This window comes from Longicatena caecimuris, assembly GCF_004341945.1.
In the GTDB taxonomy this organism is placed as follows: Bacteria; Bacillota_I; Bacilli_A; order Erysipelotrichales; family Erysipelotrichaceae; genus Longicatena; species Longicatena caecimuris.
Genome location: NZ_SMBP01000012.1, coordinates 48,388 through 60,039, shown reverse-complemented (window position 1 = coordinate 60,039; position 11,652 = coordinate 48,388). Strand labels below are relative to the sequence as shown.

The 11,652-nt window shown below is 36.1% G+C and carries 3 protein-coding genes; all 3 read left to right on the top strand.

Annotation, left to right across the window (positions count from 1 at the left end; translation table 11 throughout):
* Positions 1 to 11 precede the first annotated feature (11 nt).
* The 3 genes from EDD61_RS08145 to EDD61_RS08135 all read left to right on the top strand — a co-directional run bounded on the left by EDD61_RS08145 (position 12) and on the right by EDD61_RS08135 (position 11,168).
* The gene (locus EDD61_RS08145; RefSeq protein WP_132224949.1) at positions 12 to 2,639 is read left to right on the top strand and encodes a transglutaminase domain-containing protein; all 2,628 of its coding nucleotides are present in this window, start codon (positions 12 to 14) and stop codon (positions 2,637 to 2,639) included.
* 25 nt (positions 2,640 to 2,664) lie between these two features.
* Positions 2,665 to 3,990 (top strand): fibronectin type III domain-containing protein, encoded by a 1,326-nt coding sequence (locus tag EDD61_RS08140; protein ID WP_132224947.1) that lies wholly within the window; start codon positions 2,665 to 2,667, stop codon positions 3,988 to 3,990.
* 455 nt (positions 3,991 to 4,445) lie between these two features.
* Positions 4,446 to 11,168: a phosphodiester glycosidase family protein gene (locus tag EDD61_RS08135; RefSeq protein WP_243642705.1), complete on the top strand. Its 6,723-nt coding sequence runs from the start codon at positions 4,446 to 4,448 to the stop codon at positions 11,166 to 11,168.
* The last annotated feature ends 484 nt before the right edge of the window (positions 11,169 to 11,652 follow it).

Sequence of the window (11,652 nt, the reverse complement as noted above, 5' to 3'; positions counted from 1 at the left end):
GGAGAAATAGTATGAAGAGTAAAATGAAGCAGTTTATGGTATTAGTATGTGCATTCGTTTTATCAGTCTCGACCTTGATTCCAACAACATTCATGACAGTACATGCAGCATCTGCTACACCGGTTTTAACAGCTAAAGCAGATCGTGATAATGGTATCTTATTGAAATGGACAGCAAGCAATCGTGTGAGTGATCCAACGGATGCAGAATACATGATTATGAGAAAACGCGATGATGGCTATTATGACGGTTTGGTAAAAAGAGATCCTAAATATGGGTTGTTTTTCCTTGATGCAACAAATTTGACGATTGGAAAAGAATACACATATAAGATCAGAGAAAGCGTTAATGGCAAAGAAGTCGATTCAAATGAAGTTACAGTGAAAGCAGTAGCTAGTAATCCTGCAGCGAATGAATTTACAAATAAGGCAAAGGCGGCAGACTATCTCAAAGAACAGATGGTCAAGCGAAATAAAAAGATTTCCCTTATTTATAACGCTGGGACATTCCCTTCAGGCTTAGGAAACGAATTATATGAGATGGCTAGGACAGATGATGAAAAAGCAGATCCTGCTACAGCTGCTCAAGGGGATTATTTACGATATACGATTAAACCAAATACGATTCGTATAACGACTGGAATCGATGGTAAAGTAGGCAGCTTGAATTCTTATACATTTACATTTGAACTTGATTATTATACAAGTAAACAGGAAGAGGAAGCGGTAGATGCAAAGGTTTCACAAATACTAGCATCATTTGCCAATAATGGTATTACACAGGCTTCATCAGATTATGATAAAGCAAAAGCTGTTTATGATTATTTAGCAACCAATTTGCATTATAACAATAACCCTCGACCTGACAATGGAAATCTGATGATTACTGCTTATGATTCTTTGGTACGCAAAGAAGCACAATGTTATGGACAGACTTTAGGAGCATATCGTTTATTAAAAGAATTAGGTTTAGTAACTAGACGTGTGAATGGTGATCTCTATTTAGAAGATAAGAAAGATACTATAGCGCACGGATGGAATCTTGTTCTTATGGATGGCAAGTGGTATAACTTTGATGCCACAGGTGCAGCAACCTATTATGAAGAAACCAATGATATGACTTATAAGAAATTATTAAAACCTTATGACACATTTGTTTCACAAGGATATACTTTGAACGCTGAATATGCACTTACTTCTGCTTTTGGTAAAGCACATCCATATGGTACAACGGTTTATCAAGATGAACCAGACGCACCAAACAATTTAACGCTTGTAAATTTAGGTGAGGGAAAAATCCAAGCTAGCTTTACAAGTGTTAAGGGAGCAGATGGTTATGCATTGTATCGTTCAACATCAGCGACTGGCACTTTTAGCAAGGTGGCTGAAGGAAATGCTACGACATTAATCGATGAAACAGCACAGCCAGGTGTAGAGTATCATTATAAAGTGAAAGCTTATGCTATGGTTAGCGGTGACAGACTTTATTCAAGCTATTCACCAAGAAGAATCATTACCAGTAAGAGCATTGGAACACCGGTTTTAAGTGCTCTTACAGCTACTTCTAATACAGTAAAAGTAAGTTGGGGTGCAGTAGCTGGTGCAGAATACTATCAGGTATATCGTGCGGATTCTGTCAATGGCACTTATAGTTTGGTGAATCGTAAAAATTATACAACAACGACGATTAGTGATGCTGTTGTATCTGCAGGCAAGACATATTACTATAAAGTACGCGCGTTTAAAGATGGCGAATATAGTATGTTTAGCACAATAAGCAGCGTTACGACAAAACCAGCAACACCTACTGGTATTCAAACTAGTTCTGCTGGAGCAACTTCTGTAAACGTTCAATGGGCAAAGAGTGAAGGCGCAAAATACTATCAGGTATATCGTTCTACCAATGCTACAAAAGATTTTAGGTTATTAGGTGTTTATGATGAAAATACCTTCAGTATGAAGAGTAGGGCATTACTCACCAATCAGACATACTATTACAAAGTAAGAGCGTATACAGTTGTAAATAAAAAAGGTATATATTCACCGTTCTCTAATGTTGTAAAGGGAACGCCAAAACTTGCTGCTCCTACCAATGTAAAAGCAAGTCCAAATACTTCTACTACGTTAAAGATCAGTTGGAAATTAACAGATGGCGCAACATATTATCAGGTTTATCGCAGTACAAGTAAAACGGGGAAATATGCGTTGTTAGGTGTATATAACAGTACAACGACATCCTCCATTTCCAGATCTTTATTAACTGGCAATACGTATTATTATAAAGTACGTGCATATCGCTGGGTAAAAGGAGAACGTGTATTCTCACCATTTAGCAGTGTCATTACAGGAAAGCCAGTACTTTCAAAAACAAGTAAAGTAACAGCTAAGGCGACAAGTAGTACAACGGCTAAAATAACTTGGAATAAAATTGAAGGGGCAACCTACTATCAAGTATATCGTGGCACAAGTGCGAATGGGAAATATGCATTGTTGGCAACTTATGACAAAAACACAACTACTTGTACTAGTAAAAAATTAAAGAAGGGAAACACCTATTATTACAAAGTGCGTGCTTATAAATGGGTAAAAGGAACACGTGTGTTCTCACCATTCAGCACACCAGTAAAGGTGAAAATTTAGTTAGACGACGGATTAGGAGAAACATATGAAAAGAGTAAAAAGATTATTAGCAGGGATTGTTAGTCTATTATTAGCAGTTACCATCATTGGCAATGAAAATTTAATTGTTACACATGCGGCAACACTGCCTACATCAAATGTTTTTATCAGTGGCAGTACGGATAAAGGTTACAATGCAAAAGTAACTTATGATTTAAAAGTAAGTCAAGCTTCAAAAATGGTGTTGACATGTATGTCTTATGGCGATGTTAGCATGTCTTACTATTCTGCAGATTTATCTGAGCGATATGACACAGTATATGCTTATACTGATTCTGCTGCTTCACCTGTGACAAAAGTGATTACAGCTTATGTATCACCAGGTACTTATAAAGTTGTAATTGATAATGAAAGATCTGCTGCCAGCAGATATCAAATTAAAGCTTCTATATCTTCTTTAGGGGCAAATGATATAGAACCTAATGACTTTGATCACGCAATGACATTAAATAAAGGTGCTACGATTACTGGGGCATTAACTACTCAAGATAGAGAAGATTGGTATAAAATTACAACAACTTCTAAGTTTGTAAGATTAAGTATCTCAGCTTATGAAGATATGGATATCAATGTCTATAATCAAGATTTATCAGAAACATTGGATTATGATTATTTATATGGTAAACCTGCTTCACCTGATCAGCAAATTTTAGAATTCTGTGGTTCTAATGTATATTATGTAAAAGTAAGCTCTGGTTCATGGGATGACGGCGGCAAATATAAGCTGAGTTGGACCGCAGGAACAGTACCTACAGTAAAAAATGTTAAATTACAGAAATTGAGTTCTACAGAAATCAAGGTAACATGGGATCAAAATAATGCATTTGATTATTATCAGGTATATCGTGCGACTAGTGAAAAAGGAAAATATTCTCTGCTCGGTGTTTACAATAAATATTATGATACTAAGTATAGCACTGGTTTAAAAACAGGTACAAAATACTATTATAAAGTACGTGGCTATCGTGTAATTAATAAAAGACGTGTCATGGGAGCATTTAGTCCAGTGGTAAGTGCAACACCATCGTTAAAGGCACCTAAGAATTTAACAGTTGCACAGTCAGGGAAAAAGACATTATCAATCACTTGGAGTTTTGATAGTGAAGCTTCTTATTATCAAGTATATCGTGCAAGCAGTTTGAATGGAAAATACGCTTTATTAGGTACGTATGACAAATATACAACTTATAAGCGCAGTACATCACTTACTTCTGGAAGACGCTACTATTACAAAGTTCGTTCTTACAAATGGGTAAGTGGAAAACGTGTATTCTCTCCATTTAGTGATATTCGCTCTGGAGTGGCAAAATAAGTAAGAAGTAGAAAAAGTGAAAAGATCAAGAAGACAGTGAGTTTAAACACTCATTGTCTTTTTTGGGGTCATCTAAATAAACAAGTGGTTTTGAGAAAGAAACCGATAAACGAATAAGAGATTAAAGCTATTAAAAAAGCAGGTAGAACAGTTTAAGAAATACTGATGAAGTGAACCCTTTTTGTTTACCGAATGAAAAAAAAGGAAGATTGTTTCGTCTAACAATTAAAATAAATCGTATGAGAAGCTAAGTCAAAAGAATATACAGCACCATTTCTGGGCTAGTTTTTACTGTGGGAAAAGGCTTAGAAAAAACGGAAGACAGTTGAATATTGAGGCTAATTATTATATCATTATAGTAGAAGTTCGCAACATTTTTAGTATTTTTTTATATGGTTAGAATTATAAAAATGTTTTGATGCTTCCAGGGTAAAGGAGAAGGGATGAGAAAGTTCATGAGAAAAAGGTTGAAAAAAGGCTTAAGTCTTGTATTGACATTCATCATGGTTTTTAATGTTGTTTTTTCATTTCAAATGGAACAAGCACATGCTAAGATCAATGTTAATAACGACAAATTACCTGATGGCTATGTTTTAGTAAAGAAAACAGATAAAACAATAGCACCGGGTATCAGTGAAACGGAAATCGTTACGAATACTACAAAAGGAGATAAACAGCAGATTGACTACATGATGGAAGTCCAGATGTCAAAAGATTCTCCAACAAAAGTAGTAGCAAGTTATGGTTCTAATTATGATGCATCTTCATGGGAATTAGCTACGATGGCAGAACAGGCCAAGGGCTATGAAGACTACATGAAGAAAAATGGTATCAAAAATGAAACGGTAGTTGCGGCAGTTAATGCTGACTTCTTCCATATGGGGACAGGGGAACCACAGGGTGCCCTGGTAATGAATGGCAAGATTATCAAACAACCAATTGATACATATTTTTGTATTACAAAAGAAGGAAAAGCAGAGATACGTGATGCCAGTCAGCCAATGGATGACTGTGAACAGGCTGTTGGTGGTGGACCATTCTTAGTAAAGAATGGCGAGCCGCAAATGATTCCTGATATGGTAAGAATGACAAGAGCAGCAATCGGCTTAAAGGCAGATGGCTCTATTGTTACTTTTACCACACATGGTATTTCTGATCAATCATCTGGACACACTGTTCCAGAGATGGCTAGTTTGTTAGCTGCTGCTGGCTGTGTAACGGCCATTAACTTAGATGGTGGCGGAAGTGCTACCTATATGGCTAGATACGAGGGAACGAATGCTTTAGAAGCACGCAATAATCCTTCTGATGGTAAATTACGTGCTGTTTCCAGCGGTTTATTATTCCTATCGACAAGTGTGAAAGATGGAAAATTTGACCATAGTTCTATTTCGCCAAATGATGAAGTATATACTCCAAATCAAACGGTGAAATTCAATGCGACCGGTGTTGATGGCGGCGGTGGAGAAGCACCAATGCCAGCAGGGGTTACATGGGCTGTTGAAGATCAAAGTATTGGTACTATCGATGCGAATACCGGAGTTGTTACTTTAAAAGATAAAGAAGGAACGCTTGTTGTAAACCAGATGTATCAAGGAAGAGTAGTGGGAACGGCATCTATCGAAGTGCGTCATCCTGATGAAATTTCGTTTAAGACAGAAGAAATAAGTCTTGGCTTTGAAGCGGAATCTTCTTTAGGACTAGAGGTTCGCTGGCAAAAACGTAATGTGCATATCAAAGGCGGAGATATTGAATGGGAAGTTTCTAATCCAAAAATGGGTCATTTCGATGGAAATACGTTTATTACATCGGATGGTGAGACACTGGAAGGAACCGTTACCGGTTATTCAAAATATAATCGTGATGTAAAGGGCAGTATTCATGTCATCGTTGGTAAGCTCCCTACTGTTGCATGGGATTTTGAAGATCAGAAACAAATAAATGAAGAAACAGGAGAAGAAACGATCATTCCTGCAAAAGAATATTGGAAAATCGGACATGATGGTGAAGATACGCCATTTATCACTATGGCAAGTGCTGAAGATACCGGAGTATCAGCAGAAATTGTTGATATCGATACAGGCGAAGTCAGAATGGGTAAAAATGCTTTAAAATTATCTTATGACTTCACGAATTCAGCGAATACGACCCGTGGTGCTTATTTTGGTACAAAGGATAATTATGAAATACCAGGTTCACCTACAGCAATCGGTGTTTGGGTATATGCGCCTGAAGGTATTGATAATTTCTGGTTGCGTGGACAGGTAGCTTATCAGCAGGCAAATGGTGAATGGGTAGAGGCTGGCTCTAGCATGTATGTTGACTTTACCTATCAGACGAATCAGGAATTACCGGATCATTCGCATGTCTCAAAAGAAGATGCCGGAATCAACTGGACAGGATGGAAATACCTAGAAGCGGATTTGACTGGCAAAGGGGCAACAAAATTTAAACTGGCTAAAGGTGCTACTTTTAGAATCATGTATGTTCCAGGCATCGAGATGGGAAGCAAAACAGCCGGTGAAATCTATTTGGATAACATGCAATTTGTCTACGGTACGAATGTAGATGATACGGATTCACCTATCATTGACAAGGTACAATATAGTACAGACAATCAAAAATTCCAAACATTTGGTGACAACGATGTTATCACAAGTAATAAAATTTCCTTCATGAGTACTTTCCATGATGTTGAAAATAAATATACAAAAGGAATGGAATATGATCTGATCCGTATGTATGTTGATGGTGTTAATGTCGGTGTTAAAGGACAAGATGAATCAGGCGGTACTATATTTGCGGATAACTTTATTGTAGATAGCAGTAAAAACGTTTCTTATCTGTATGATATGGAACTGGCAAATGGTGTACATTCCATCAGAACCGTTATTCGTGATAAGGGTGGTAATGAAACAGAGCAAACACATTACTTTATGGTAAAAGGTGAGAACGCAAAGCATACAACGTTATCCCTAGAGCCTGCGACAACGGAAAATCCAGTATTAAATAAACCTTATGATCTGGAAATCAAAACAAATCGCTTAGAAGATCTGGATGAAATTACTACCAAAATCGCGATAAAGAAAGAATTTGCTCAAAATTATGAAATCATTTGGAATGAAGATTTTGGAAAAGTAGAGGATTCCTATAATAGTGCTAAGGGAGTACTTACCTTAAAAGGGAAACGAAACACAGAAGCTGCCGTTACCGGTGAAGGAGTCGTAGCAACCATTCGTTTGAAAATGCCAAGTGATGTTAAAAAAGGTACTCAATTAACTTATTTAGTACAAAGTGGTCAAGCGACTTATAACAGTGAAAAACCGGAACACTATGCAAAATCATTCTCAACGAAAAAAACAAGTATCGAAATCATTGCGCCTTTAACACTGAAAACAGATACGATGTTTGTTGGAATGAGCGGAAAAATTTATGTTGTAGATGCTAGTGGAAAAGCAGTTGAAGGTGCAGAAATTTTCAATGTGGATACTAACCAATCGTTAGGTACCACAAATGCGGATGGCTATATAGAAACAGATGCATTAAACCAGGCTGTTGCTATGTTCTCCATCTATGCTAAAAAAGGCGAAGATGTATCCTTCATCTTAACTGATTATAGTTTTGCTATAGCAGGAAATGAGGATGGTTCACCACAATACGTTATGAGCCATGCAAGTAAAGATGTTAATACACAAAAGAGTGTTACATGGTTTACAGATCCATTTAAATCACAAAACAAAGCCATTATGCAGATAGCTACTAAGGCTGATTTTGATGCAAACAAAGAAAAGGCATTTAAGAATGTAACCGGAACGACAGAATTAATTAAACTTGATGGTTCCGCAAACGTGGAAGATAACCATGCGTTCCGTTTAAATAGCGTAATTGCAACGGGTTTAAGTTCTGGAACAGCGTATGTTTATCGTGTTGGTGACGGTGATAAATGGTCAGATCTGAAATCATTTACAACACCATACAAAAATAAGAACGTAAACTTCTTTGTATTAGGTGATATCCAGACATTGGATATGGATAGAACCCATCGTATTGCTGATGCGTTAATGAACAATGGTATCAAATATGATTTTGGATTGCAAACAGGTGATGCAGTAGATAATGGCGCAAAATTTGAATATTGGGACGGTATTGCAAATCTTTATGGAGAATTGTTTAATAGTCTCGATATGATCCATGTCTTTGGTAACCATGAATATGAAGGAGATTTAACTGGCGATAACAGTAAGGCTATTTATAATATACCAAGTGAAAACAATGGTGATTACTATTCCTTCGAATATGGCAATATGTATTTTGCGGTAATCAACTTTACGAAAGATACGAATAGGCTAAATCGTGCAGCTAGTTGGCTTGTAGAAGACGCTAAAAAGAGTGATGCAACTTGGAAAGTTTTAGCAATTCATCAGCCTGCATATTACACCAATCCAACCGGTGGTAATGACATTATCAATAAAATTATTCCGCCTGCATGTGATGCAGCTGGTATTGACTTTGTTTTCTCAGGTCATGATCATACGTACAATCGTACGAAACCTTTAAAAGGTGGAAAAGTTGATAAAGACAATGGAACTGTCTATTTGATTAGTGGAACAACTGGTGATAAGACATATCCAACTACAGATACAGGTTTCGAATTTGACAAATATATCACAACATTTGATGGCGTATATATGAGTGTTTCAGCTACGACAAAAGAATTCACAATTGAAGCACGCGAAGCAAATGGAAACATCTTGGATACTTATACAAGAACCAAAGAATACAAATGTGATAAAGATGGACATGAATATGAAATTGTTGATGGCTATGCTGTTTGTATTCACTGTAAAGAAACAATTAGCCTGAAATCATTTACAGGTATCGCTAAAGATAAAGCAACCGGTAAATATATGGGATTCCTGGGCGGTCAGAAACAGATCGGCTGGAAACAATTTGCGGATACCATGTACTACTTTAATGCAGATGGTTATTCCGAAGATGTAGAAATTGTGTATCATGATGACCCAAGCTGTATGATACGTGAACGTACGAAATATTACTGTCCTGCAGCGAATGAATATAAAGAAATTGTCGGAACAAGAGCACCTCTTCATGAATATGAAACGCAGCCAGATGGCACTAGAATTTGTAAGGTATGTGGCTGGAGACAGGTAAGTGTTGATGAGATTGATGTTACTACGGAATATGATGGATATTACTATACCGGTGGCAAGAGAACTCCAAAGATTGTCGTTAGTTATACGGATGAAAAGGGCAAGAAGACAGTATTTAGACAAGGCGCGGATTTTGAATATTTAGTACATTATGGAAAAGATGCTACTGATTCAGAACCAGCTGTTAATAATGTATTGCCAGGCAAGGGATATTTTGAAATTATTCCAGTTGAAATAAATATCGGTGATGCTGTAGATAGACATCGTGGAAGTATTACAGGTAGAAAGTATTTTAGCTTTGATATCCTTGTACAAAATCCAAAACGTATGACAGCGAGCGATGTTACCATGCATGAAGCAACCTTAACTTGGGATAAAGCTTCTAACATAACGGGTTATGAATTATATCAATATAGTGATGAAACAAAAGCATATGAGATGATTCAAAAATTTGATAATCCTAATGTAAATACTTATACTGTGAAACAGTTAACATCATCTACGAAGTATAAATTCAAAGTTAGATCCTATCTAAATGTTGATGGCAAAACTTATTATAGTTCTGATAGTAAAGAACTTAACGTGACAACGAAAGTATTAGCTGTTGCTGCTCCTAAAAATGTTACAAGCAGCAATGTCACACAAGATGCTTTAACCTTATCATGGGATAAGGCAGCAGATGTGGAAGGATACCAAGTATATCAGTATAACGAGAAAACAAATAAATATGATTTGGCAAAAACAGTCAAAACAACTTCTTGTACAATACAAAACTTGAATCCTAATAAGCAATATGCATTTAAAGTTAGAGCTTATGCAAAAGCTGATGGTAAAACTTATTATAGTTCTTATACAACGACGTATAAAGTAAGAACAAAAGCATTGACTGTCACAACTCCTGAGAATGTTACATTAACAGATATTAAACATACTTCAGCGACAATCGCTTGGAATAAAGTAAGCAATGTTTCAGGATATAAAGTTTATAAGCTTGATACAAAAGCGAAAAAATATGTAGCAATTGCAACATTGACGCAAACCTCTTATAAACTTCAGAATCTAGCTCCGGAAACAACGTATGTTTATAAGGTTAGAGCATTTGTTACCATTGATGGAACAAACCATTATAGTGACTATACAAAACCAAAGACGTTGAAAACAAAAGCTGAACCAGTACCTTCAGCAATAAATGCTCCTAAATTGAATCCAATCAAGGCCAGCAAGGGTATCTTGACATTAACATGGAATAAAGTAAGCGATGCTACTGGTTATAATATTTATCATTATAATCGTAAAACGCTGAAATATGAAAATATTGGTTGGACTAAGAATACCACTGTACAGTTAAAAGATCAGCCTAAGGGTGAAATCGATACGTATCGTGTAAAAGCTTACTACAAGAAAAATGGAAAAACAGTAATCAGTAAGTATTCAAATGCACAGTCGGCAAAATTATTTGACAGTACAAAACTGAGCAGTGTTACACAAAAAGATGAACAATTGAAGTTCTCTTGGAGCAAGGTAAATGGTGTAGGTGGTTATAGCATCTATCGCTATGATAATGTTAAGAAAGCTTGGCAGTATCTGGGTGCCACCACAAAAACAACGTATACAGATAAAGCACCAGTTGCTGGAAAACGTTACTTATATCGTGTTTTACCATATGGTAGAGTCAATGGTGTCGCATTCTTTGGATCATACAGCAGTTCTGTTGAAGGTATGATGCTGAAAGAGACAAAAATCAAAGATGTTAAATCTTATGTGGGTAAAATACAGTTCTCATGGGATAAAGTACCAGGAGCACAAGGCTATAATGTTTATCGTTATAACAACAAGACAAAGAAATGGGAAACTATGAAAAGTGTCTTAAAAGGAACAACATACAATGATACGAATGTAAAAGCAGGTGAAGTATATCGCTATCGTGTAAGACCATATTACTGGTCATCAACACATAAAGTAAAATATGGTGAATATACGAAGTATGTTGGTATTCGCGCCAGATAAAAGGCAGAATATTTAAAAAATTATCAAAAAAGGTCATTTCTTCTTAAAGATAAGGAGGGAATGACCTTTTCCTTTGGGGTTATCATTTTCTGCGCTTTTTGTTAGATGGTTATAAAAAGTGAAACTTTGATGCTGAAAAAGCTTCGTCCATCGTCATTCTTACATTCAGATCCATCTCTTTTTGGCACCCAATCTATCCTAGTTTTATGTCAAAAATCATAGTTCATGGTTATATTTTTTACTATTTTTAAGGTAATTTAAAATATTTTTACAATTATTACATGTGATGGTAGTGTTATTCGTGGATATTAGATATCCCTAAATATCATGCACTTGCCATTTTCTATTTTACATAATATGGAAAATGCCGTTGTTTATAGGAGGCAGCAGTCTTGCGGTTTCTAGAAATTAGTTATATAATTTCTATGTAATCATTTACAGTATCAATAAACGTATACTTTTTTAAATACTCATAATTTTATCG

Coding starts and splice junctions, on each gene's coding strand:
- EDD61_RS08145 (WP_132224949.1), top strand. CDS start 12: ATGAAGAGTAAAATGAAGCAGTTTATGGTATTAGTATGTGCATTCGTT.
- EDD61_RS08140 (WP_132224947.1), top strand. CDS start 2,665: ATGAAAAGAGTAAAAAGATTATTAGCAGGGATTGTTAGTCTATTATTA.
- EDD61_RS08135 (WP_243642705.1), top strand. CDS start 4,446: ATGAGAAAAAGGTTGAAAAAAGGCTTAAGTCTTGTATTGACATTCATC.